Source organism: Acinetobacter sp. ANC 3929 (genome assembly GCF_000369405.1).
In the GTDB taxonomy this organism is placed as follows: Bacteria; Pseudomonadota; Gammaproteobacteria; order Pseudomonadales; family Moraxellaceae; genus Acinetobacter.
The window spans coordinates 97,221-120,234 of record NZ_KB849998.1 but is presented as its reverse complement, the minus strand read 5'-3'; the positions used below and the strand labels follow the sequence as shown (position 1 = coordinate 120,234).

General features: G+C 40.9%; 29 protein-coding genes and 1 pseudogene. 9 read left to right on the top strand and 21 right to left on the bottom strand.

Features of this window, described 5'->3' with window-relative positions:
• Nucleotides 1-63: 63 nt before the first annotated feature.
• The 6 genes from F909_RS15655 (at nt 64) to F909_RS15680 (ending at nt 8,393) form a co-directional block, all read left to right on the top strand.
• Nucleotides 64-1,653, top strand: a complete 1,590-nt coding sequence (locus F909_RS15655; RefSeq protein ID WP_005146740.1) for a peptide chain release factor 3 — start codon at nt 64-66, stop codon at nt 1,651-1,653.
• A 141-nt stretch (nt 1,654-1,794) separates the two neighbouring features.
• Nucleotides 1,795-2,622: a hypothetical protein gene (locus tag F909_RS15660; RefSeq protein WP_005146737.1), complete on the top strand. Its 828-nt coding sequence runs from the start codon at nt 1,795-1,797 to the stop codon at nt 2,620-2,622.
• A gap of 108 nt (nt 2,623-2,730) precedes the next feature.
• Complete coding sequence (locus tag F909_RS15665; protein ID WP_005146733.1) at nt 2,731-3,642, top strand: RsiV family protein; 912 nt, start codon at nt 2,731-2,733, stop codon at nt 3,640-3,642.
• On the top strand, nt 3,642-4,451 hold the full coding sequence (locus F909_RS15670; protein WP_005146731.1) for a TatD family hydrolase: 810 nt from the start codon (nt 3,642-3,644) through the stop codon (nt 4,449-4,451). Before F909_RS15665 ends, F909_RS15670 begins: the two co-directional genes overlap by 1 nt.
• A 132-nt stretch (nt 4,452-4,583) precedes the next feature.
• Nucleotides 4,584-7,340 carry an aconitate hydratase AcnA gene (acnA, locus tag F909_RS15675; RefSeq protein WP_005146729.1) on the top strand — a complete coding sequence of 919 codons (2,757 nt, stop codon included), beginning with the start codon at nt 4,584-4,586 and terminating at the stop codon, nt 7,338-7,340.
• A gap of 288 nt (nt 7,341-7,628) precedes the next feature.
• The gene (locus tag F909_RS15680) at nt 7,629-8,393 is read left to right on the top strand and encodes a tRNA threonylcarbamoyladenosine dehydratase (protein ID WP_005146728.1); all 765 of its coding nucleotides are present in this window, start codon (nt 7,629-7,631) and stop codon (nt 8,391-8,393) included.
• 16 nt (nt 8,394-8,409) lie between these two features.
• On the opposite strand, the gene F909_RS15685 is transcribed toward F909_RS15680, so the two are convergent.
• Both F909_RS15685 and dusA read right to left on the bottom strand, forming a co-directional pair.
• Nucleotides 8,410-8,889 (bottom strand): CHAP domain-containing protein, encoded by a 480-nt coding sequence (locus tag F909_RS15685; RefSeq protein WP_005146727.1) that lies wholly within the window; start codon nt 8,887-8,889, stop codon nt 8,410-8,412.
• Between the two features lie 260 nt (nt 8,890-9,149).
• Nucleotides 9,150-10,187 (bottom strand): tRNA dihydrouridine(20/20a) synthase DusA, encoded by a 1,038-nt coding sequence (gene dusA / locus F909_RS15690; protein WP_005146726.1) that lies wholly within the window; start codon nt 10,185-10,187, stop codon nt 9,150-9,152.
• A 101-nt stretch (nt 10,188-10,288) separates the two neighbouring features.
• On the opposite strand from dusA, the gene F909_RS15695 reads away from it, so the two are divergent.
• Nucleotides 10,289-11,434, top strand: coding sequence for a tyrosine-type recombinase/integrase (locus F909_RS15695; protein ID WP_005146724.1), 1,146 nt, complete (start codon nt 10,289-10,291; stop codon nt 11,432-11,434).
• A 93-nt stretch (nt 11,435-11,527) separates the two neighbouring features.
• On the opposite strand, the gene F909_RS15700 is transcribed toward F909_RS15695, so the two are convergent.
• From F909_RS15700 to F909_RS15745, 10 genes and pseudogenes are all read right to left on the bottom strand, one after another.
• Nucleotides 11,528-12,064, bottom strand: coding sequence for a helix-turn-helix domain-containing protein (locus F909_RS15700; RefSeq protein WP_005146721.1), 537 nt, complete (start codon nt 12,062-12,064; stop codon nt 11,528-11,530).
• A 23-nt stretch (nt 12,065-12,087) separates the two neighbouring features.
• Nucleotides 12,088-12,366, bottom strand: coding sequence for a pyocin activator PrtN family protein (locus tag F909_RS15705; RefSeq protein WP_005146720.1), 279 nt, complete (start codon nt 12,364-12,366; stop codon nt 12,088-12,090).
• On the bottom strand, nt 12,363-12,566 hold the full coding sequence (locus tag F909_RS15710; RefSeq protein ID WP_032877743.1) for a hypothetical protein: 204 nt from the start codon (nt 12,564-12,566) through the stop codon (nt 12,363-12,365). Before F909_RS15710 ends, F909_RS15705 begins: the two co-directional genes overlap by 4 nt.
• A complete protein-coding gene (locus F909_RS15715) occupies nt 12,559-12,825 on the bottom strand; it encodes a hypothetical protein (protein ID WP_005146717.1) in 267 nt (88 codons plus the stop codon). The genes F909_RS15710 and F909_RS15715 overlap by 8 nt, the downstream gene beginning before the upstream one ends.
• Nucleotides 12,826-12,851: 26 nt before the next feature.
• Nucleotides 12,852-13,190 (bottom strand): annotated as a pseudogene (ssb, locus tag F909_RS15720) (single-stranded DNA-binding protein); the annotation flags it as partial.
• Complete coding sequence (locus F909_RS15725) at nt 13,178-13,663, bottom strand: hypothetical protein (RefSeq protein WP_005146713.1); 486 nt, start codon at nt 13,661-13,663, stop codon at nt 13,178-13,180. The pseudogene ssb and the gene F909_RS15725, both read right to left, overlap by 13 nt.
• A complete protein-coding gene (locus tag F909_RS15730; RefSeq protein WP_005146712.1) occupies nt 13,660-13,947 on the bottom strand; it encodes a hypothetical protein in 288 nt (95 codons plus the stop codon). Before F909_RS15730 ends, F909_RS15725 begins: the two co-directional genes overlap by 4 nt.
• Complete coding sequence (locus tag F909_RS15735; RefSeq protein ID WP_005146711.1) at nt 13,947-16,706, bottom strand: toprim domain-containing protein; 2,760 nt, start codon at nt 16,704-16,706, stop codon at nt 13,947-13,949. The genes F909_RS15730 and F909_RS15735 overlap by 1 nt, the downstream gene beginning before the upstream one ends.
• Nucleotides 16,699-16,944 carry a hypothetical protein gene (locus F909_RS15740; protein ID WP_005146710.1) on the bottom strand — a complete coding sequence of 82 codons (246 nt, stop codon included), beginning with the start codon at nt 16,942-16,944 and terminating at the stop codon, nt 16,699-16,701. Before F909_RS15740 ends, F909_RS15735 begins: the two co-directional genes overlap by 8 nt.
• Nucleotides 16,945-16,994: 50 nt before the next feature.
• The gene (locus F909_RS15745; RefSeq protein ID WP_004670204.1) at nt 16,995-17,186 is read right to left on the bottom strand and encodes a hypothetical protein; all 192 of its coding nucleotides are present in this window, start codon (nt 17,184-17,186) and stop codon (nt 16,995-16,997) included.
• 97 nt (nt 17,187-17,283) lie between these two features.
• Between F909_RS15745 and F909_RS15750 the strand changes: the two genes are divergently transcribed.
• On the top strand, nt 17,284-17,619 hold the full coding sequence (locus tag F909_RS15750) for a transcriptional regulator (protein WP_005146708.1): 336 nt from the start codon (nt 17,284-17,286) through the stop codon (nt 17,617-17,619).
• Between the two features lie 15 nt (nt 17,620-17,634).
• On the opposite strand, the gene F909_RS15755 is transcribed toward F909_RS15750, so the two are convergent.
• The 3 genes from F909_RS15755 to F909_RS15765 form a co-directional block, all read right to left on the bottom strand.
• Nucleotides 17,635-17,841 (bottom strand): hypothetical protein, encoded by a 207-nt coding sequence (locus F909_RS15755; protein WP_005146706.1) that lies wholly within the window; start codon nt 17,839-17,841, stop codon nt 17,635-17,637.
• Nucleotides 17,842-17,986: 145 nt separating this feature from the next.
• Nucleotides 17,987-18,184 (bottom strand): hypothetical protein, encoded by a 198-nt coding sequence (locus tag F909_RS15760; RefSeq protein ID WP_005146704.1) that lies wholly within the window; start codon nt 18,182-18,184, stop codon nt 17,987-17,989.
• Nucleotides 18,185-18,296: 112 nt separating this feature from the next.
• Nucleotides 18,297-19,127, bottom strand: a complete 831-nt coding sequence (locus tag F909_RS15765) for a Rha family transcriptional regulator (protein ID WP_005146702.1) — start codon at nt 19,125-19,127, stop codon at nt 18,297-18,299.
• 309 nt (nt 19,128-19,436) lie between these two features.
• Here F909_RS15765 and F909_RS15770 point away from each other — a divergent pair, with 309 nt between their 5' ends.
• Nucleotides 19,437-19,664 (top strand): hypothetical protein, encoded by a 228-nt coding sequence (locus F909_RS15770; protein WP_005146700.1) that lies wholly within the window; start codon nt 19,437-19,439, stop codon nt 19,662-19,664.
• 25 nt (nt 19,665-19,689) lie between these two features.
• Here the strand turns inward: F909_RS15770 and F909_RS15775 are convergent, their stop codons facing one another.
• From F909_RS15775 to F909_RS15795, 6 genes are all read right to left on the bottom strand, one after another.
• Nucleotides 19,690-20,019, bottom strand: a complete 330-nt coding sequence (locus tag F909_RS15775) for a DUF2511 domain-containing protein (protein ID WP_005146698.1) — start codon at nt 20,017-20,019, stop codon at nt 19,690-19,692.
• A gap of 216 nt (nt 20,020-20,235) precedes the next feature.
• A complete protein-coding gene (locus F909_RS15780) occupies nt 20,236-20,616 on the bottom strand; it encodes a hypothetical protein (RefSeq protein ID WP_005146697.1) in 381 nt (126 codons plus the stop codon).
• Nucleotides 20,617-20,673: 57 nt separating this feature from the next.
• Nucleotides 20,674-20,874, bottom strand: coding sequence for a TraR/DksA C4-type zinc finger protein (locus F909_RS15785; protein ID WP_005146695.1), 201 nt, complete (start codon nt 20,872-20,874; stop codon nt 20,674-20,676).
• Nucleotides 20,867-21,112, bottom strand: coding sequence for an ogr/Delta-like zinc finger family protein (locus F909_RS20710; RefSeq protein WP_005146694.1), 246 nt, complete (start codon nt 21,110-21,112; stop codon nt 20,867-20,869). The genes F909_RS15785 and F909_RS20710 overlap by 8 nt, the downstream gene beginning before the upstream one ends.
• 145 nt (nt 21,113-21,257) lie before the next feature.
• Nucleotides 21,258-22,574, bottom strand: coding sequence for a contractile injection system protein, VgrG/Pvc8 family (locus F909_RS15790; protein WP_005146693.1), 1,317 nt, complete (start codon nt 22,572-22,574; stop codon nt 21,258-21,260).
• Nucleotides 22,574-23,014, bottom strand: coding sequence for a phage tail protein (locus F909_RS15795; protein WP_005146692.1), 441 nt, complete (start codon nt 23,012-23,014; stop codon nt 22,574-22,576). The genes F909_RS15790 and F909_RS15795 overlap by 1 nt, the downstream gene beginning before the upstream one ends.

Genomic DNA, 23,014 nt, shown 5'->3' with positions numbered 1-23,014 from the left:
TTTCAGTTTTGGTACATATTTAGAAATGTGTACATAACTGTGTACATATTGTAGATTTTTCTCATGTTTAAAGATGAATTAGCTAATCAGGTAAAGGTTCGTAGAACCTTTGCTATTATTTCCCACCCCGATGCGGGTAAGACCACCATGACAGAAAAACTGTTGTTATGGGGTAAGGCGATTCAGGTTGCGGGGATGGTTAAAAGTCGTAAGTCTGACCGTTCTGCGACATCTGACTGGATGGAAATGGAAAAAGAGCGTGGGATTTCGATTACCACGTCGGTGATGCAGTTCCCTTATAAAAAGCACACCATCAACTTACTTGATACCCCAGGACATGAAGACTTCTCGGAAGATACCTATCGTACTTTAACGGCTGTCGATTCTGCTCTCATGGTAATCGATGGCGCCAAAGGTGTCGAAGAACGTACCATTAAATTGATGGAAGTGTGTCGTATGCGCGACACGCCAATCATTTCATTCGTCAACAAAATGGACCGTGAAATTCGCGAGCCTTTAGAGTTGCTTGATGAAATTGAAAATGTCCTGAATATTCGCTGTGTTCCAATTACATGGCCTTTGGGTATGGGACGTGATTTTGCAGGTGTTTACAATCTGCTTGAAAACAAACTGTATGTCTATAAAGCAGGTTTTGGCTCAACGATTACAGATATCGATGTTCGTGATGGCTATGACCATGCGGATATTCGTGAAAAAGTTGGTGAGTTGGCGTGGGCATCTTTCGAGGAATCTCTTGAATTGGTCCAAATGGCAAATGAACCATTAGACCGTGAATTATTTTTGCAAGGGAAACAAACACCAGTTTTGTTTGGTACAGCCTTGGGTAACTTTGCCGTTGATCATGTACTGGACACCTTTATCAATTGGGCGCCACAACCCAAAGCACATCCAACCCAAGAACGTATTGTGGATGCCAATGAAGAAGGGTTTACTGGCTTTGTCTTTAAAATTCAAGCCAACATGGATCCGAAACACCGTGACCGTATTGCCTTTATGCGTATCTGTTCGGGTAAATATGAAAAAGGTTTGAAAATGAATCATGTGCGTATTGGTAAAGATGTACGTATCAGTGATGCATTGACTTTCCTTGCGGGTGAGCGTGAGCACCTCGAAGAAGCTTGGCCTGGTGATATCATTGGTTTACATAACCACGGTACCATTCAGATTGGCGATACGTTTACCAGCGGTGAAAATCTGCATTTCACAGGGATTCCACACTTCGCGCCTGAAATGTTCCGTCGCGTTCGCCTCAAAGATCCTTTGAAATCGAAACAGCTACAGAAAGGTCTGAAAGAATTATCCGAAGAGGGTGCAACTCAGGTCTTCATGCCACAAATCAGTAACGACTTGATTGTGGGTGCTGTCGGGGTGTTACAGTTTGATGTGGTCGCTTATCGCTTAAAAGAAGAATATAAAGTGGATTGTATTTATGAGCCAGTCAGTGTTCATACGGTTCGTTGGGTGCATTGTGATGATGACAAGATTCTGAATGAGTTTAAGAAGAAGGCACATGATCAGCTTTCAGTTGATGGTGGTGGTCACTTAACTTACCTCGCACCAAGCCGTGTAAACTTGCAATTGATGCAAGAACGCTGGCCAGATATTCAGTTCCGTAACACACGAGAACACTAGAATCTCCCTTGCGGAGCTTGAACGCTCCTCACCCATCTTTATGAAAGAGGGACTCTGTCACGAGTTTTAAGTATTTAAATTCGTGATGCTCCTCCCTTTATTAAAGGGAGGTTGGGAGGGATTAAAATAAAGGATGATGCGATGAACACTTTAAAACCACTTTTTGCTGTCAGTGTATTGATTGGAATGATGGCTTTAACGGCATGTGATCATCCTAACAAAAACGAGACTGATACAGCCAAGAACAAAGAGCAAGCAGCAGCGACTACTGAAAAAGCCGAAGTTTTACCTTATTTAAATATGAAAGAGGCGAAGGCAGATTATGCTTTGCCATTCTGCGAAAAGAAAAACTGTATTGATGTCGATATTCAAACCATCAAGACACAGGATGATTGGCTGAATGCATGGATTGCGAAAAATCAGGCCAATGTGATTCAACAGCAGATTGAGCTGAATAAAAACTTGACCCTGCAACAAGCGATTAATGCGTATGTGAAAAAGTCAGATGAATGGCAGGATAAATATTCTAAAAATAAAGCGTATGAATTGCATTTAAATACACGGATCGCTTCGCAGCGTAATCAATATGTGTTGTTGCAAGTCGGAGTAAATGCACAACAAGAAGATATTGCGGTGAAAGATCGTTTCTATTTCTTTATCGCCGACCGCAAGCTGCAAAAAAGTGTCAGCATTTTAGATGTAATTCAGAAGAATCAGCAAAATGCATTGAACGAAATTATTCAAGTGCATTACCAACAATGGATTGAGAAGCAGTCTTCAGAAGTCAAAAAGCAGGTTCCAAAAAAACTGTATTGGGGGCAAGCAGATTGGTTCTTTGATGGTGAAGGTATTGGACTACATTATCGTGCCAATGAAATTAGTAAGGATGCACCGCAGTTGGATATTTATTTAACCACGGAACAAAGCAAACAGATGCTGCAACCTGAAATTTATCAGCAAATGTTTTAATCTAGTTGCTTGAGTTTCGTATAGAAATTGCATGTGCTGCTAGCGGTTTTGCATGAACTTCGATAGCATTTAAAAATCCTGTGTAATAACAATGCTGATAGGTTTTAAATGAAAACATTTTATAAATTTAGCGTTCTTGCATGTGCAATTTTACTTGCAGCGTGTCAGCCGAAATCAGAGCCGAAAGAATCACAGGATAAACCGACGGATCCACCTGCGGTGCAACAACAGGCTGAACCTGTTTTACAAGGGGAAACCGTCAAAATTCAGGTGAAATTACCCGAATGTAAGGGTAATACTTGTCCTGATTTTACCGTTGAACGATTACAAAGTAATTTCCCATTTATTGATCAATTACTGGATCAACAGATTTTAGACCAACTCAGCAAAATGCTAGAGGTGGTTGATGCAGAGACTGCTGCATCTACGCCAAAGACTGCGGAGTCAAAATCAAGTTTAGACAGCCAAGCACAATTATATGCAGATTCATTTGTCAAAATTGATGAAGAACTAAAAGCATTGAGCAGTAGCCATCAGATTAGCTTGATGATTAAGCCTAAAATTTTACAGCCTAAAGGCAAGCTGGCAACCGTGGTGTTGAATAGTAGTAGTTATTTGGGCGGAGCGCATGGTTCAACCTCACAACACTACTATAACTTTGATTTAGCGAGTCAAAAACAGATTCAATTGCATGATCTGTTATTGCCGAAGCAGAAAGCAGCTTTAGATAAATTGGCGCATGAAGCCTTTAAGACATGGATTGTTGATTCCAAACTTGCAACTGATCCGAAGGAGTATGAACAGGCATGGCCATTCCAAGTGACAGATAACTTCTTGTTGGGTGAGCAAGGTTTAATTCTGCAATATGGTGAATATGAAATTGGACCTTATGTGGTTGGCTTACCACGTTTAGTGATCCCATTTAGTGAATTGCAAGGTATATTAAAACCTGAATATTTGCCTAAAATAGATACACCAGCAGCCTCTGCGCCTGTTGCAAGTGATAAAACCAAAAGCTAATGCAATTATTTGATACCCATACCCATTTTGATGTTGCCGATTTTGATCATGATCGGCAGCATTTGGCTGTACAGGCAAAACAGGTGGGGGTTGAGGCATTGGTGTTGATCGGTTTTCTTGAGTCACGATTCACTGATCTGATTCAAACCCATCAGCAATTACAACATTGGGAAAGTGTACCGCGCTCCTATCTTGCCCCAGGTTTACATCCATTTTATATCGAACAACATCAACCCGAACATTTACACCGCTTAGAGCAGGTCTTACAGCAAAATGATTGTGTCGCTGTGGGTGAAATCGGTTTAGACACTTTTTTAAAACAACATAAACAAGCAGAATTGTTTGCCAAGCAACAGCATTATTTTATTGAGCAGCTTGCGTTGGCCACCCACTATCAAAAACCTGTATTGCTACATATTCGCAAAGCTCATGCAGAAACCATCGCAATTTTAAAAACACAAAAATTCAAATTAGGCGGAATTGCCCATGCCTTTAGTGGTGGTGTGGAAGAAGCTAAAGCCTTGGTTAAATTGGGCTTTAAAATCGGGGTGACGGGACAAATCACCAATCCAAATGCTAAAAAATTGCATCAAGTGGTGCAGGCGATTGGCAGTGAAAACTTGGTCATTGAAACGGATTGTCCCGATATGACGCCGTTGTGTTGTCAAACCTCAACAGAGCATCGTACCCGTAATACACCAGTTAACCTGCTTTATGTGCTAGAGAGTTTGGCACAAAGCCTTGAGCAGTCTAAGGCTCAACTTGCAACTCAGCTATGGCAAAATTCTTTGACCGCCTTGCAGCTATAATTTTAAGAGAATAAGCCAATAATCTTGTTAAAAATAAGATACTAAAAGGGAACACATCTGTCTTTAAACAGGGGTACATTAAAGTAAGAAATCGATAATAAACACATCAGCCAATACTGGGAGGGTAACCTTATGGCCAGATATAGCAAAATCAATAGTTTCAATGCATTACAAACACTCACCGTCGGTTCGACATCCTATCAAATTTATAGTTTAGCGCGAGCAGCTGAAACACTTGGCAATATTGATCAATTGCCAAAGTCTTTAAAGGTTTTGCTAGAAAATTTACTGCGTTTTGAAGATCAAAAAAGTGTAAAAGTGGAGCATATTCAGGCACTGGTGGATTGGCAGAAAAGCAAAAGTTCTGACCAAGAAATTCAGTATCGCCCTGCACGGGTGCTGATGCAGGATTTTACTGGTGTTCCTGCGGTAGTCGATCTTGCGGCAATGCGCGCTGCAATGTCTCAAGCAGGCGGTGATCCTAATCTCATCAATCCCTTATCACCGGTAGATTTGGTCATTGACCATTCTGTTATGGTCGACCATTTTGCTGATGAAAATGCCTTTGCCGAGAATGTTGAAATTGAAATGCAACGTAATGGTGAGCGTTATCAATTCCTGCGTTGGGGACAATCTGCGTTTAATAACTTTAGTGTGGTGCCGCCTGGGACTGGGATTTGCCACCAAGTCAATTTGGAGTATTTGGCACAGGCCGTGTGGTTAGGTGATGATGAAGGTCAAGTTTTTGCTTTTCCAGATACGCTCGTTGGAACAGATTCACACACCACCATGATCAATGGATTGGGGGTTTTAGGTTGGGGTGTGGGTGGGATTGAAGCAGAAGCCGCGATGTTAGGACAGCCCGTATCTATGTTGATTCCAGAAGTGATCGGATTCAAACTCACAGGCAAGTTGAACGAAGGGATTACTGCGACTGATTTAGTTCTTACCATTACGCAAATGCTGCGTCAAAAAGGGGTGGTGGGAAAATTTGTTGAATTCTATGGCGATGGTTTAGCTGATTTACCCTTAGCGGATCGCGCCACTATTGCCAATATGGCACCTGAATACGGCGCAACCTGTGGTTTCTTCCCTGTTGATGAGGTGACATTGGGGTATTTATCGCTGACAGGTCGCAAGCAAGAGCGGATTGATTTAGTTGAAGCCTATAGTAAAGCGCAGGGCTTGTGGCGTCATACGGGTGATGAGCCGATCTTTACCGATACATTGAGCTTGGATATGGGAACGGTTCAGGCAAGTTTGGCAGGACCCAAACGTCCACAAGATCGTGTTTTGCTGTCAGATGTTCCAAAGACCTTTAATGCCTTGATGGAGTTGAATCTCAAACCCGCCAAAGAAGCCAAAGAACGTTTGGAAAATGAAGGCGGCGGAGGGACTGCGGTTGAAGCCAAGAAAGCAAATTTAGCCCATGAAGAACCCGCATGCACCATTGATGGAAAATCATATCCATTGACCGATGGTGACGTGGTGATTTCAGCGATTACCTCCTGTACCAATACCTCCAATCCAAGTGTGATGCTGGCTGCGGGATTGCTGGCGAAAAAAGCAATTGAGAAAGGGTTACAACGAAAACCATGGGTGAAAAGCTCATTGGCGCCTGGCTCTAAAGTGGTTACTGATTATTTAGCTGCGGCTGGCGTAACGCCTTATTTGGATGCGTTAGGCTATAACTTGGTCGGTTATGGCTGTACCACCTGTATTGGTAACTCTGGACCTTTACCAGAACCGATCGAAGAGGCGATCCAATGCCATGACTTAAATGTTGCTTCGGTACTTTCAGGAAACCGTAACTTTGAAGGACGAGTTCATCCATTGGTCAAAACCAACTGGTTGGCTTCTCCTCCATTGGTGGTTGCCTATGGTTTGGCAGGAAATATTCGTACAGATTTAACTACGCAGCCGATTGGCCAAGGCAAAGATGGGCAGGATGTTTATCTCAAAGACATTTGGCCGAGCCAATTTGAAATCGATCAAGTACTGCAAAAAGTGAATACTGACATGTTCCATAAGGAATATGCAGCTGTGTTTGATGGTGATGCAACTTGGCAAGCGATCCGGATTCCACAAAGTCAGACTTATGCTTGGCAGGATAACTCGACCTATATTCGACATCCGCCATTTTTTGAGGAAATTAATCAGCCTCCGAAAGCCATTACCAATATTGAGCAGGCACGTATCTTGGCAGTTTTGGGAGATTCCGTCACCACTGACCATATCTCTCCGGCAGGCAATATCAAGAAAGACAGTCCAGCAGGACGTTATTTACAGCAGCAAGGGGTTGAACCTAAAGATTTCAATTCTTATGGTTCTCGACGTGGCAATCACGAAGTGATGATGCGGGGGACTTTTGCCAATATTCGGATTAAGAATGAAATGCTCGGTGGTGAAGAAGGTGGGAATACCATTTTCATTCCAACGGGAGAAAAACTTGCCATTTATGATGCTTCCATGCTTTATCAGCAGCAGAAAACGCCGTTGGTGATTATTGCTGGTAAAGAATATGGGACTGGTTCATCACGAGATTGGGCCGCAAAAGGTACGAACCTGTTGGGTGTAAAAGCAGTCATTGCTGAAAGCTTTGAGCGAATTCACCGTTCTAATTTGGTGGGGATGGGCGTATTACCATTGCAGTTTGTAGATGGACAAACACGTCAATCTTTAAATCTGACAGGTCGAGAGGTGCTCTCGATTCATGGACTCTCCGATGATATCCAACCGCATCAGACTTTGGATATTCAGGTACAACGAGAAGATGGCAGTCAAGACCAGTTCAAAGTGTTATGCCGCATTGATACCTTGAATGAGGTGGAATACTTTAAAGCAGGTGGTATCTTGCATTATGTATTGCGAAATCTGATTGCTGCCTGAGTGATAGGTCACTTCAAAAAAAGATGAAAGTGAGTCTTTCATCTTTTTTTGTTTAAATTTCAAGCACTCAGCGTTAAGGTTGTCGAGCCTAATTAAATTGGATAAAGGCTTTGAATCAGGTACCTCGCTATGTTTATTCTCGGCTGCGTAGGCATTTTATTTAATTGCCGTTGTTGCTGATTTTAAGTCGCCAAGGTCAAGCATCAAGCAAAGTTTCATCAAGCTAACCTAAACGGGTTTAAACACGTTAAAATACGGCTTTAATCGAAAGCTATAGATCGCCCTGTTATGACTGATGTGCCTGTAAATGATGAATATGAGCGCCGTTTTGCTGGTGTTGCAAAAATTTATGGCGAAAATGCGTTTGCACATTATGAGCAAAGCCATGTCATGGTGATTGGTATTGGCGGTGTGGGGAGCTGGGCTGTGGAGGCATTAGCTCGCACGGGTGTTGGTGAACTCACTTTGGTTGATATGGATGTGGTGGCGGCATCGAATGTTAACCGTCAACTGCCAGCAATGAGCTCGACGTTAGGACAAGAAAAAATTGAAATTATGGCTGAGCGTTGCCGTCAAATTAATCCACGTATGAAAGTGAATGTGATTGATGACTACCTTACGCCTGAAAATCTCAAAGAAATTTTAAACCCTGTTCCGACGATCATTTTAGACTGCATTGATGATGTCAAAGCCAAATTTGCTTTGATGCTGCATTGTCGCTTTAACAAAATCCCGTTGATTGTCTCAGGTGGCGCAGGTGGAAAGCTGGATCCGCTTAAGATTCGGGTCGCAGACTTATCCAAAACAGAACAAGATCCGATGTTGGCAAAGCTACGTACACAACTACGTTCGAAAGGAATTTGTAAAAAGCCAAAAGAGAAATTCGGCATCACTTGCGTGTATTCGATTGATAATCCATTTTCAAGCGCAGAAGTTTGCCCAAGCGCTGGTCTACGCTGTGGGGGATATGGTTCGGCAGTGGTTGTGACTTCAAGCTTTGCAATGGTTGCAGTGGCTGAAGTCTTAAAGAAATTGGATAAAATCAGAGCTTAAATAAACGTTGGATGGATTAAGCCTGAGGATATTGCGGTGCTAAGCGGTAATAGCTATAAGTCACATTTGGATCTTTATAGACGTCATAGCTGGTTTGCTTATAGTCAGAAACCCATTGTGAACCTGTAAAGCCTGCAATATGTCCGTAACGGTGCTTCTTGGTGCGGTGGATAATATAGATATCGCCTGGTTGCGGGTTGTTAAATTCAGGGGTGATTTTCTGATAACCAATTTGTTGTAAGGTACGTCCCCAGTCTGATGCTGCAACAGGATGTTGAACGATATTTGCACCAGCAGATTGTAAAGCGATTCTGACGAATTTAGCACATTGAGATGAGCTACGATACGACGCACGTTTGGTCAACTTCTGAGAGAACTTACTCACATCAATTTCAGAAGTCGATGGCAGTTTTGGCATCTCTCGATAAGGAATAACCACCTGTTGCGAGGGTGGGTGAATCATACTGTGGTCTACTGAAGGTACATCATAAATCATTGTGAATCTCTACCGCATTTTCAAAACAACTGAACGTGTGCCAGAATCTCTAACGGAGCACATGGTAAGCGATAAATCTTAAAAAAACTAAAATGTAATGTAATAATATAACAAATTAATCGAATTATAATGAATTTTGAATGAAGATTTCTTGAAGATCATCTTAATTATAAAAGGTTTAAGTTCTCTTTAAAGAAATCTTTCATATTTGTAAAATGATATTTCACACCGTGATGAAGTTGGCAATTTTGGAGCATCAATTAAGATTGATGCTCTTTTAGATAATCTTCGGTTCTTTGCATTGCTGTTTGAATATTTTGAATTGCATTTTCAATATCAGCAATCGTTTTGGCATTGCCACCGCTGAGCGCTTGACGCCATTTCCTTGCACCAGGCAAGTTTTGGAATAGGCCCAAGATATGTCGGGTGATAATTGATAAGGGCGCACCTTCAGCAACCCGTTGATGAATATACGGCATCATCTGTTGCATGATCTCGAAACGATCAGGTGCTTCCAGATTCCACAGTTGTCCCATTTCGGCCAAAAGATATGGATTGTGATAGGCTTCACGACCAATCATGACACCATCAATATGCTGTAAATGTTGCTGTGTTTCTTCGAAAGTTTTGATGCCGCCGTTAATTTCGATGGTGAGGTGTGGGCGTTCTTGCTTCAAACGATAGACATCGTCATAACGTAAAGGTGGAACATCACGGTTTTCTTTAGGTGATAAGCCTTGCAAAATCGCAATACGCGCATGCACGATAAAATGAGTACAACCTGTTGCAGCAACCGTATCTACAAAATGCAGCATTTCTTCATAAGACTGCATATCATCAATCCCGATACGATGTTTCACGGTCACAGGAATTGAAACTGCTTTTTGCATGCTATGAATGCATTCGGCAACCAGATTTGGCTCTGCCATGAGACAGGCACCAATTTTATTATTTTGCACACGGTCACTTGGGCAGCCAACATTTAAATTGACTTCGTTATAGCCCCAATCTTCCGCCATTTTGCTACAGGTCGCCAACTCTTGCGGATTGGAGCCACCAAGTTGTAAAACAATAGGATGTTCTTGTTGGTTGAAGTCTAAATGGCGATTTGCACCACCATAGATAATCGCACCTGTGGTGACCATTTCGGTATAGAGCACGACATTTGGATTAAACAGGCGCGCAAAATAACGATAATCTTTTGTTGTCCAATCCATCATCGGTGCCACGGAAATACGAGGTTTTATTGAGTTATCAATAAGTTGTGGATTTTTCAAGGCTTTATCTACATTTTGCATATTGCATTTACTCGCATTTTTACTCATATTTCCCCATATTTCAGTATTTCGGTGCACCATATTTGCACCGTGAAATGGGTTTTGGGTCAGGGTGCAAATTTATGGGTACAGTTACAGAAAGAGTTCTGTCCACTGGTGTGAAAAAATACAGGGCACAGGTGCGCGTGAAGCGACAAGGGCTGCCGAATTTTACAGAGTCTAAGACGTTTAGTAAAAGGTCCTTGGCTGATGCATGGATTAAAAAACGAGAATATGAACTCGAATTGAATCCTGAACTGATGATTTCTGCCAATATTTCAAAGGGTATGACCTTGGCTGAAGCCTTGGAAAAATATTTGAATGAAGTTGAGGGTTTTGGCAGATCCAAACGCATGGGACTGCGTTTTTTAAAGAATTGGCCAATCGGACAGGTCAAAATTTCAGATTTAACCAGGAAAGATTTCACTGATCATACTTATTTAAGGCGCAATGGTTATCCAACGATAGGTGCAGATCCGATTGAATCCAGTACTGCACTGCAAGATTTGCAATATTTAAAGGTAGTTTTGACCCATGCCGATTTGGTTTGGGGTGAAAAAGTGAATCTTTTTGAGCTGGAACAGGCGATGAAAGGTCTTCGCAATGCACGTGTGATCACGAAATCCAAGAAACGTGACCGTTTACCGACATCAAATGAGCTGCAATTGCTGACCAATTATTTCTATAAACGTTGGAAAACCAGTAAAACGTCTATGCCTTTGCATCTGATTATGTGGTTGGCCATCTATACCTGCAGGCGTGAAGATGAATTGACGCGACTTTTTCTGCATGAGTTTGACCAGGTGCATCATGAATGGAAAGTTTTTGATTTAAAAAATCCGAATGGCAGTGCCGGCAATCATAAAAGTTTTAAGGTGACTGAACAGGCTGAACGTGTCATCAAAGAATTGATGAAGCCTGAAGTGCGTGATCAGATGCTTCGTTTAGATTCTGCAGATCCATCCGTGCTGTTGCCACTGAATGCAAAATCATTTGCATCACGTTGGCGTGAAGCGATCAAGATGACCGGCATTGAAGATTTACGTTTTCATGATTTGCGTCATGAAGGGATTACCCGATTGGCTGAAGATGGTTTGACCATTCCCCAGCTGCAGCAGATCAGTTTGCATGAATCTTGGGAAAGTCTGAGACGTTATGTGAATTTGAAAAGCCGTCGTGAGCGTTTGGATTTTATGGAAGCCATGAAAGTGGCAAAAAATAGTATTTAAACCATTTTAATGAGCAGCTGCAAAATTAAATAAATATATGATTATATTGTTATTGTTCATTAATTAGAGAAGCCCCTTAATAGGGGCTTATTTTTATGTGCTTTCTAAAATATATTTTTTATCTCCATACACTTCTAATAAACGTTCCATGTATCGAAGCTTCTTAATTGGAACTGACTGTAATTGACTATCAATAGAAACTCCAAAGATTTCAGCAATATCTTCACGCAAATAAACTGGAGCAATACCAGTATAATCACTTACTTTTTGAATCATTTGAATTGGTAATTCTTTTTTACCATTACAAATATTTGTGATCATAGTTGGTGAACAGCCAATAAATGAAGCTAGTCTTTTACTTCTTCCAGATCCAAGTTTGCACCAAAGCCAAAGCTTATTCAGTTTTGACGTAGTAATACTTTCTAGTTCTTTTTGAAATTCTTCACTATAAATAGGTTCTTCATATTTAAAAAAATCATCAGCTTTATGTTTTGATAGCTTCCAGATACCATCATCATCAAAAACATATAAACGCTTTTTATCGACTGAGAGCTTATAGAACATTTTTTGTCTAGGACAAAACATTTGTGGGTTATCAGGAATGTCTTTCCAATTAATATCATTTTGCATGGATTTACCCTATATGCACGCGATTAGGCGTGCATGTTTTTCCAATCTTGTTGTGAAATTTGGCTTTGTTTATTCAGCCAAAGTGCCACATCTGTAATGTTGACCATGTAAGGTGCTTTTTTCGATTCTTCTGCCTTGAACGTTGGGAAGGGCAGGTCTTGAACGGCTGCACGCTTCTTGGCTGTTTCAATGTTCAGATGTGGTAAAAAGTCCTTTACAACCAGCTCCAGTGGGACCACTGGAGACTTGTACTTCATGGCCAATAAGAAACTTGAATCAAATTGATTCAGTGCAGCATTCATGGCACCACCTCAAAATTAATTTCTTTACCGTCAATCATGGTTTTAATTTGGATCATTCCACCTGTACGACAATTCATTAGTTTGGCGAACAGTGCAGGTGCAAGCTGTAATTCACGTGCTGTGGCTTGTGCTGGACGAGTTGCAATAATTTCAACTGATTTAAGTAGTTCACGAATTTCAGGTGATGTGATTTCAGTCATTTTCATCATCCCATTCATAATCTTCACCAAGTTGATCACTGTTATCCGAGTCATACAAAATGACCGAGATAATTTCGTATTCTTCCATTTCTGGCATACTGGCCATTTTTTCAAATGCCTCATGAATGTTTTCAAAGTTTCCATACAGTGTTTGAATTTGTGTAGCAGTTCCACCACCAAGCAATGCAAGTGATTCTTGAATTTCAGGGCTAAGAGTTACATCTTTACGAATACGCACCTGGTATTTTTTCTTTTCCATCATCCTTCCCCTTAATAACCATTTGCTTGTGGTGCAGAGTCGAGCATCTGAAGCTGTTCTGCCTGAATTTCTGTGGTGTAGCGTTCAATGCCGTTCTGATCCGTCCATTGACGTGTTTTTAATTTGCCTTCGATATAAACCTTTGAACCTTTTTTTAGGTACTGCTGGGCAATTTCACCTAAACGGTTTTTGACCACAATGCGATGCCACTCGGTTTGTTCAATCCATTCACCAGACTGTTTGTTTTGCCATTTTTCAGAGGTTGCGATTGAAAACTGTGTGAGTGAGCCGCCATTTGGAAAGCTTTTGCTTTCAGGATTGGCGCCCAGTGTGCCGACCAGAATTACTTTATTTACGCCACGCATGATGCTTCTCCTTCAAATTTGGCAAAATGGCTGAAATGAGCCGTGAAGCATTTGTTGTTATTGGTAAATGGAATGTCCGGGTTTTCGATATGGCAGACATAAAGTTGATCTGTGCCGACGACCTGCTTCACTTCAAAACGCTGGTGACTGCTGACAATGAACTTGTAACGTGCGAATTCATCAGGGATCCAAACGATGTCGCCTACATTGAAATCATGCACACTTACTACTTCAGGATCTGTAAACGGCAAGGAAGAATCAAAACCCAGTTCGGCTGTTTCCAGTCCACCAGGTTGTGCTTTGCCAGTCTCAACAATGTTTTTCATTTCATTGATCAGAATGCAGGCTTCAGTCGGCATGTGCTGAATGCATGGATGCTGATTTAAAACGGCATGCAGACGAAGTACACGTGCAGCAATGTCCTGATGTTCAGCGATCATGGTGAAATAGCTTTTATCTGTTTGAGCATTCATGAGCAAGACTCCATATCTTCGATGGCTTTGCGTAGTTCACCAATATTTACAGTTTTATCTCTGACACCTGAGTTTCCTAAAGTCCAAGAATAAAAATGATCATCACTTGGTGCATTTTTAACAATTTCTTTTGATTGCGCTAAGCCGTGAACCTCCACCAACTTATGCGACTCAACTAAGCGTTTTAGCTGAATAATAAAGGGTGTGTTTTTCCAACCATTTAGAACTAAATATTCTTTAACACCAGTAATACCTATTTTCTGAAAATACTTATTCGCTTCCATTATTTTCTCGCCCCTAAATTTGGATTAGTAAAGATCCAGCACTTCACATTGCGTGAAGCTTTACCTGGTACATCACGACTTTTTGAAACCGCTGCCACGTCATCTGCAGGGAAGCGGTCTGAATACACCTGTTTGTTGCTTTCAATGAATTTGTACTTGCGCGAAGTGCGAAGCAGTTTTTTCATTTCATTGATTTCGGGCAGTTGCTGATAATTTCGTGCAGCTACTTTGTAGATTTCGTTTAAGTTGATTGCGATGGTTTGAGCATCGTTGTCATGATGGTTGAGTCCCCATTCTGGTGAACGGTTGCCTTGCAAGTACTCGTAAACATCCCAGAATTTTTCCACGTCAGGATGATCACCATTCAACTGTTCAACACGTTCACGCGCCATGTCTTCAAGCATTTCTTGTGCTTCAAGCATGTCTTCAAGGTCAATCGGTAAAACGTGTTTGGCCATTGCTTCAATCAGTGCTGCCACTTGTGCATGACATAAGGCAATACGTGTATGGGTAATGCCAATTTCATGATAGTGATCTTCAATTGACTGTAACTTTGACGCATAGGTTTCCAAAATTTTGTCTTCATTACGCAGACAATGAGTCATAAACGTGCATGCATCTTCAAGTTCCATGCGATCCAGTTCATCGACAATACGTTTGGTTTCCAGTGACTGTCCTTTGCGGTCAAAGTACAAGTGCAAAGTACGTGTCAAAATTGCTTCTGAAGCCTGAATTGCAGTGTTCTGTGAAATCAGAATGGCACCACGAAACGGTGGTTCATAGGTTTCATTACCTGCAGTCTTTAAACCTTTAGAACGGATGGCACGACCGTTAAACGCATCTTTCAATTCATCCCAACTGAATTTGGACTTTTGCACTGAATTACCGTTCACATCATTACGGTCGCCTTCGATCAGTACGACTGGAAGATTGGCAATCTGGGCAAAGTTACGATATACAGCCACGTTGGTTGATTTGTTTGCGTCAAAGCCTTCATAGTCTTTACGACCAGATAACTTCCACATCATTTCGATTAAGCGTGATTTACCTGCACCAGCTTCACCGACAATTTCCATGAATGGGTACGAGCTGTGCATGGCACGGATTTGTTCAGCAAAATATGAACCCATCCACCATGCAAGCGCGATGATACCTTTTGCGCCACGGACTCTATGGAAGTCATTCCACCAAGATGAATCAAACTGTTTTTTCGGGTTTAAGGTGATTGCAGGTGAACTTGCCAGTGTTTTAATTTCCTGACGTTTTACTTTGAAAAAGTCATGCTCATTGATGGCAATGATTTGGCCCTTATGCACGGCATATTTTTCAAAGATATAAGTTTGGTACTCACGGCTATAACCAATGTAATCAATGGTTTTGACTTCACGTAAACGTTCAGTTTCACGTTTGATGAATGTTTCCAATTGCTGATCTGTGCCTGTCCACATTGCACCAGACATCACAGACATAACACGTGGTTTGAACTTAGAACGTGACGACATATGATCAGCAGTAAATGTAGTTTTCGCTTCTGACCATGGGCTTTGCAACTTGAAGTAGTACCAAGATTCATCGGTGATTTCATTGCGTTGGAAGTACAACGGTTCAATTTGAGCATTGCAAATTTCTTTGGCTGCTGAACAGTTCTTCAATGCACTGGCACGGATTTCTTTATCAGTAAGAATCTGACCACCATTTTCAGCTGCTTCATTGTTGCGGTCTTCCAGGTGCTGAACTGCTTTATTGAATTTGTCATAGTCGAGTTCCCACCAGTACAAACGGAATTTGTGGTTGTAATAGAACGTGTGACGACGACCTTCATAAAAGTTATAAATCAGAAGACCTGCTTCTTCAGCGGTTTCAGCAATGAGCAATTCACCATAATGTTTGTATTTTGGGAATTGATCAGGATTGAGTTTGTCCCACTGGAACAGATCATTCCAGTCGAGTTTTTTACCGCCATTTGCCGGTGGCTGTGCAGCAGTCGATGACCAACCTTCGGCACGTGAACGTTCATGCCATTTAACTGTATAACCTCTACCTGCTGAATCATTGTCAAATGACCAGCGTAAACGTGGCTTGTCAATTTTTAGTTCATGGCAACGGTCTGCAATGGCTTGTAGCATTTGAGAAGGGTAGTTGACACATGACAGGCATGACATGGCTTTTACGCCTGATTGACTCAATGCAATGGCATCAAAGATTCCTTCGGTGATCCACACGGCTTCACCCGTTGCACCGAGTTTGCAGATTTCATCTAGTTCATGTACTGACCATGCTTGACCTGCATTTTTAAAGCCATAGTTAAAGCGTGCTTTTTTATTGCCAAAACGTTCTGGTCGGTCAATAAGACGTTCCCAATAGTTTTTTTCATCTAGCATAAAGCGAACAGTTGCAGATGATTCTTTACTGTCTTTATCTGTATAGAACTGCTGGGTGTATTTACCAATTAAGTTTTTAAGATCGAAACCACGACCTTCTGATAAAAATGCATCTGCTGCAGCATTTGGATTTGTATCGGTTTGCGGATGGTATTCAGACCAGTCTTTAAATAAGTCTTCACAGATATCTTTGACGTGTTCTTCATAACCACATTTGACCAGACGACCACATTTCACGATACGTGGATTGTGGGCATGGGTATAAAGTTCTTTTTTACCGCATTGTGGGCAGATCCCTTCACGGAACCATTCGCCACGTGTCTTGAAGCTGAACATGTTTTCAAGACGGTCAATGATGCGATGTTTAATTTCAGACATTAGTGAAGTCCTTTACGTTGCTTTCAACAATCCATTCCCAATCCTTTGCGTCTTGGAATGTAATGATTTGGTGTTCAAATAAGGCTTCGATATAGCCTTTTAATTTTTCAGCAAAGCGTTGACGTTCTTCACCAGACAAAGTTTTTAAATGGTCTATACGTTTTCTTAAGGCTTCTGTACCATTACGATTTTGGAGTTGATTCTTTCGGTTTATACAAAGTTCTTGTAATGTTGTCATTTTGTTTACCTTTGGCTTGATTTCAGTAAACTAATAAGCTTTTCAGGGGCTTATTGTTTATTTTTGGCTTCAGAAAATGGGTTGTCTGATTTCTCAACTTTCGATAGAGCTTCAGAAATGAGTTTTTCTGTAAAGCTAGAAATCGTCATTCCTGCTTCAGCTGCACAAACTCTCAGGAACTGATGACGGTTCGGGGTGGTATGTGTGATGATTGCTTTTGTTCTGCTTTCGACATTACTCATGGCAAGTCCTTAAAATGTTGATAGAGCATCAGTGAATCACTGTATTACTGAATAATATTACGATAAATCGAAAGTTTCAATACTTTGGTGGGTAAAAATGTCGATTAATGATAAGTTTTTAGAGCGTGGGGCACGTTTGAAAGCTGAACGAAAACGTTTAAAACTGACTCAGCCAAGCGTGGCAGAGTTGCTGGACGTGGCAGTGGGTTCTATCGTTCGTTATGAAAAGCAAGGTGATCCGTTGAATCAGAATCAACTTATGGTTCTGCAGGAGGCTGGATTTGATACGTTCTATGTAACGTTTGGTGTGAGATTTACGGAACTGAGTGAAGACGAACACCAGGTAATTTCTGCTTATCGATCCTTAACAGATACAGCGAAAACAGGCTTTGTCGGAATGGCCAAAGCCTATGCAACACAAAATGCCACCTAACCGGTGGCATTTTTTTTACAATGACATTTCAAATTTTTTAATTATTTTATTTACTTGGTCATGCATTGTGGTGAATAGTGAATTGATCTCTGCTGCGTCAATCTGTTCACCTTCCTGGACTTTCATTTTACTCATCAAACCTAGACAGTTTTTTAAGTGAATTAATTCAATTAGCGTCTCTTCGTTTTGGTCATCATTGTTGTGTACGGTATTGTTCGACATTTATCCTCCTTTGGTAACACTAAACATTGTATTGAAAAGATAGAAAAGAGGAAGGTCATCAAGATACCTAGTGCGACAGATTATGTCTTCTAGTCAAAAAATAATCGTAAAATTATAAAAAAGCCCTCAAAATGAGGGCTTTCTTTTAAACGATACTTTGAAAAGAATCGATAATTTTTTTCATATCCCTGCTAAATGAACCAAACAAAGCGTTTAATTCTTCGCGTTTTAAAACTTCCCCACTGGAAACTTCAACTTTGCTTAAAAAGCTTAAACGATGATCTAACTCAATCAGGTTAATCAAAATTTCTTCGTGAACATCGTTATTGGATTGTGTATTCATATTCCCTCCAGCTATGGGCCTTATGGTTATTTAATCTGAATGTTTAAAAGCCTACAACGGCTGTACTTGTCTAAAAGTGGATTTTTGTACGTTTTCTAATCCAAACACACCACTATTTTTTACTTGATGGTGAATTTAAATAAGAAACAGTCGGTGAGCTTATTTGCTGTCTAAATCGCCATACCTTAGTAGGCTTATGAAATATTGATGACCGATGAATAGTCTGGATTTTGATAAATAATGGATTGACTGAAAGTCGTAGGATTTTAAACATAAACTGTTTGGGTGGTAACTTATGTTTTAGTTGGGACGCGACCCGATACAGATGTTTCAGGTTCAAAGCAATTTCATTTTCTATACTGCTGTGATTGACCTGGACAATCCCAGAAATGATTTTTACTGCTAGCCAGAATTGCTGCAATGTTTGCATGACATCTTCAGTTAATGAATGCTGGGCCTTTAACTGATAGTTTTGAGCCAGAAACTGGGTAATGGTCATGCGATCCAGTTGAGTGACGCGCGCCATTTCTGGAATGGTCATACGTTCTGCCATATCCAAAATGTCCGGCTGATAAGTATTTTGCTGTTGCTGGAGCAGCTGGGCCATTTGATTAAAGACATTAATATAGCTTTCTTTGATGCGTGCAGCTTCTTTACCAGTGAAACCCATGACCAGGAACATAAAGCCATCTTTGGTCATTTCGTAGTATTTAGATTCACGCTTTGCACCATTACCAATAGTGATGTCTTGAACATGAGCGCAAAAGTTCGCTGATGTAAATTCAGGTGAACAATCAAGGTTTGAGATTTTACGAAGTACGTCGCGGTGATTTTTATTAAATGCCTGTGCGACTTTATGAGAAGTGGTCATCACCTGGTTATTGATGACATTAACCCAATCTAAATTCAGGGTAGGGGATGCTGTTAAAGCGAATGAAGTCATGGCTTTTCCTTAGATCAAGTTTTAAACCTGAAACCATCACTTTCCTAGGGTAATGGTGACAGACTGGACAAGGCTAGGAAAACCGTGATCTAAGTAACGGCCAGCGCGAAGCTGCCCAATCCAGCCTGCCATAAAAGGCATAGCCGAATTTTACGCAAAAAAACAGCCGCTTGCGCGACTTTATTTGCGCCTTAGATCAAATATTTCAGGTTTCCTAGGCCTGACTACAGATTTTGCTGTAGTATTGAAACTGTATCAGTGAATCAGTTTATGCGTCAAGTGACTTTATAAAAAATGAGAGGTAAAAGGATGCAAGCTATAACTAAGAAACAATTACTGGAACTGGTAAATGCAGAAGTAGATAAGCTTATTGAAGATGATGAAACCCTGGTGATTAGTGATGTTAAGCAAGAAGGACATATTTTTGTTTTTTATGCAGATGACTTGCTTAATAATCCGGAAAGAATAATTTTAGCCCAAGAAATAATTGAAAAAGTAGAACCCTTGTTCAGAGGTAAATATATTTTAATTGATTAATAAAAGGCCCCAAAGGGGCTTTTTATTATTTCGCTGACTCACAAAGCTTCATACCTTCATCAATGAGGATATTTGGACTCATTTTGAATTTGTATCCCATATTTTCTGTATCTTTGGTAATTTCAAGAATCGTGACATAGTCTAGTGAAGCTGTTCCATTAACACCATACTTCTGACCATCAGGTGCGGTAAATACAATGCGCGTTGGTGGTTCACAGTGTAGGGTGCCTTTATCCACAGTCAGTGGCCATTTATCCCCAAACTGATCTGCTGTGACTTCCACTGTTTTATATTCTGGTGTACTGCTGCATGCAGATAGAAATGCTGCACATAATGCACTTATAAATTTTTTCATGGGATGCCCTCTATATAAATTAAAAGCCCCATGTGGGGCCTTTAAAGGATGTCTGAAAATGTATCAAGCCTGTACACCCAGCAATATGCTGTCATCCTGTTGTTATTATAACCGTTTTTTTAAAACCATCCTACTGTGTGTAGAAATAATAAAGCACTGAACATTACGCCAAGTAGGGCACCAACTAAAAATGGATAGAGCCACATAGTTTTATCCTTAAATTCCGAACTTTTTTAATGCATCGGCTAATGCTTGAAAAGCATCTGTCCAACTTGTCACGACTTGTTTCATGCCTTGACTGAGTATTTGTGAAATAGATCGATTGTCTTTATTTAGTTCAGCAAAGTGGTTAAGTACATACTGGTAATTTTCCCAGTCTATATATGCACCTTGATTGATTAAATTACTTTTGATCAACTCAAGATCCCAAACACGTGCGATGATTTGTTGATGTGTCGGTGTGTGTTCCCAGTGAGCACTGAGATATCCCTGAATATTGTCCAAAATATAGCGTTCGCCTTTTTTAGAGTGTGCCAGGATAATTTTCTTGGCATGTTGAATTGTTATATTGTTGATCTCAATTTTTGTTTTATCCATTTTTTTTAATCCTGTGATGTGCATTCAGGGCAGGGGCATTCGATTGGATCTGATGAATCAGCGATAACGATTGGCATGATGTTCTTCTTTGGTCTTGCATTCAATACATAGCGTGACACCACCCAGCTTCTGGCGTTCTGGTGGAATGTCATTACCGCATTGTTCACATTCAGATAGTGATGGTGTGCTGTAGTCACGTGGTACCACGTGAACTTGATCCAATTGATTTTGTTGGGCGATATCGAATTTTTTAGACACGTGAGACCTGTGAATTTTTATTTTTATGTGGAGAAGGGGGGAGGTTTATTTCTGGATTAGGTATACCAGAGGGTGAAAGTTCAAATTCAATCTGAAAAAAACCTTGTGCTGTAAAGCCACATTCAACATTTGAACACTGAGCATGAAAACGTCGTAAAAGTGGATTTAATTCGACACTGTTTCGGATGGGAAAACTTGAACCGCAATGGGGGCATTTAGTACGTGAAGGTCTAGACATATTGCACCTTTGGATCAAAATTTATTCATACGAATATACAACAAAATTACGATATATCGAAAGTTTATGTTGTAAATGTTATTGAATATCGTTATTTTAATTAGACCCATTTCATCCTGACTTCACCCCAGAGTCGGGATTTTTTTTATTTTGATTTTTTATATTTATCAATTTTTGCCTGTTCACGTTTTAAGGCATTGGTCGCAGTCTTTTTAGATTTATAAATATGCGTAAGTTTTAAAGGTTTAGACTGATCACCAGAGGTCAGTTTGATGGACTTGCCACCTTCACTGTAATACGCGATTACACCGGTATATTCGGCATAATTTTTACCTGTGCGTTTTTTCTTTTTGGCTTGCTTTTCTTCTTCCGTTTTTTCTTCCCTGCCTTCAAACAAGGTCGACACGTCATCTGCATCGGGCAGCTGCACTTCTAATTCAACCGAAGTGGTCAAGCCACTGTCATTTAATGTATGAGTGATGTTGGTCCCTAACCAAACGATGTCATCAATTTCAGGTTTTAATCCATTGAACTCAAATTCCTGTTCTGGGATAAGCGTTGGATCTCCTTTGGCTAAAGCATAAGTCAGCTTTTGTGCAGTACGTTTGCAGCGGTTGTATTCGGCATTGGCTGCCAATTCTGCAGTGGTCTTGTCCCGATGCACATAGCGAATTTCTTTTAAGTTGTCTTCACTGTCACCTACAAAGACATGCAGTTTTTTGGCTTTGTTGTCTGCATAGTAATAGGCTTTGACACCAGTGATGTTGTCGGTACCGGTACCATTGGTATAGTTGTGCTGATCGCCTTTATCCCGGGTGATGATTTTGCGTGGCAAAGCTAAACCTGAAACCGTTTGGCTGGCACCACGTGGCAATAAAATCAAATGACCATTTTTCACTGTCGCAATTGCATCCTGTTCATCGGCAATTCGAGTAATGAGATTGGCATCAGATTCATTCTGAGCAATGTACTTGATGACTTTGGATGCAAATTTTTCATGAACTATGACTTTGAGTTCATATTCATCACCGATCTTGTCAAAGATTTGTTGAATGGTTTGATTATTCCAGCTGCGTTCACGCTTCTGTTTTAAACCTTCAGATACGTCATTGGCCATGGCAGAAATGGACAGCACGTCTGGTGCACCACGATGTGAAGTCGATTCAACCTTATACACGCCTTTATCAAATAAACCGGTATTGGACCAACCTAACCACACCTGAATTTTTGCACCTTTCGGTGGGATAGATAACATGCCGTCGGTATCACTGAGTTCAATGTCTACAGTGTCAACAACTAAGCCACGATTATCTTTAACTGTCAGCGACATTAAACGTGTGGCCATTTGCGGTGAGATATCGACACCATCCACTTCAACACGAAAAATGGGCGTTGGGTATTCAGTTAATTTATCGTACGCATTGATGGCGTTATTTGCGACATTCAAAACCTGATTCAGCATTACAAGATCCTATTCAATGCACCAATGCCCATGCCAACCAGTGTGCCCAGAATGCTCGGTTGCCAGTCGCGAACGATGGTCAGTTTGATGGTGAATTCTGTTTTACGTGCTGCACCATCTTTGAAGAAAAAAGTTTTACCTTCTTCTAGGTCATTGATGATGACCAAGCCATAAATTTTGCCTGTGCCTTCAATGAGGGTATAGGCTTTACCGGTGTCACCCATTTGACGCACGATGTCCAAAGTGTTTCGACTGCCGGTGATCTCGTGATAAATCACCCCTTGCAGGGTGATGGTATCTTCACCCTTGCCCACAAACTGATAAGCAGGTGCAGCACCAACACGACTATTGGACGGATGTCGCCAGTTGGTGACACGTTTTAATTCTTGATATGAGGCTGTGCGTAGTGAAAACACGAACATGCCCAAAGCCATCATCAT